The following is a 1,084-nucleotide window of genomic DNA, read 5'->3' on the forward strand; positions in this document are numbered from 1 at the left end:
AAGCTCTACGTTCTTGTGACCCATGCCGAACGTGATACCCGACAGCCACCCGCCGTACGAGTAATACGCAACCGGGATATCACGCTGGCAGAGCTCCCGCACGGTCTGGGTGCTGATCTGCACGTTTCCGAACAAGTTGAGCTCGAGCACATCCAGCAACCGCACGTCGGCGACCGTCTCGCCATCTTTCGTCACCTGGAGTCGGTCGCCGCGCTTTTGGACATAGGCGCCCTGTTCTTGCACATAGATGGGAAAACGGTCATCCCGAGGGGGCGTGAGGCGCCGGATCGTTCCCGGAGTTGCGGCTCGACTCTCGTGGGCGAGATAGGTCACCTCGTCGGGCAAACAGATGCCCACCAGCGAGCACCGCGGGCACTTCGGGCTGTCCTCGAGCGGAGGCGGAATGCGTCCCTGGGCCGCCGTACGGCGTAGCTCGCGAACGAGGGATCGCGTCCTCTCAATGAGGGCATCATCAAACGGCACTTCCACCCGTGTGCGCGATTCGACGTAGTAGAGGATGCCGGAATTGCACACATAGCCGTTCTCGCGCAGGATGAGCCCCTGAGCGCACAGTTGGACCCGCTCAGGCTCCCGGGCCCCGCCTGGAATGAAGTTGCCCCGGTTTGGTGGACAGTATAGGACTAGGCTGCAGGGGGTTGACTGGATCTTCGGCCTGTCGTAAGCCACCTCCTTTCAAACTCGATAGGACTGAGGTGCCCAAGAGCAGAGTGGCGGCGTCGTCTGTTATAGAACACCTCGATGTAGTCGAAGATAGCGGCTCGAAGTTGCATCCGTGTCATCCATCTCTGCCTGTCGAGAAGTTCTGTCTTCAGCGTAGCGAAGAAACTCTCTGCCATCGCATTGTCGTAGGCGTCTCCGACGGATCCCATCGAACCTACAAGCCCAGCTTCACGTAGGGTTTTTCCAAAGGCAAGCGAGGTGTACTGTGATCCATGATCGGAGTGATGAATGACACCTGGGTCGGGTCTACGGTTCCAGACGGCCATACGGACCGCTCCGATTGGCAAGTCAGCCACCGGGCGCTCACCCATGGACCAGCCGATGACACGCCTCGAGAAAGCGT

Annotated in this window: 2 protein-coding genes and 1 pseudogene; all 3 read right to left on the bottom strand. The window is 59.8% G+C overall.

Annotated elements, in window-relative coordinates; genetic code table 11:
• Nucleotides 1-345: CRISPR-associated endonuclease Cas1 (locus FWJ67_RS11260; protein WP_414482880.1), on the bottom strand; the 345-nt coding region annotated here is incomplete at its 3' end.
• A gap of 9 nt (nucleotides 346-354) precedes the next feature.
• Nucleotides 355-687, bottom strand: a pseudogene (locus tag FWJ67_RS11265) (Dna2/Cas4 domain-containing protein); the annotation flags it as partial.
• A partial coding sequence (locus FWJ67_RS11270) for an IS3 family transposase (protein WP_414482879.1) occupies nucleotides 642-1,084 on the bottom strand: 443 nt, incomplete at its 5' end. The pseudogene FWJ67_RS11265 and the gene FWJ67_RS11270, both read right to left, overlap by 46 nt.

The organism is Limnochorda sp. (assembly GCF_047459355.1).
Classification (GTDB): Bacteria; Bacillota; Limnochordia; order Limnochordales; family Limnochordaceae; genus Limnochorda.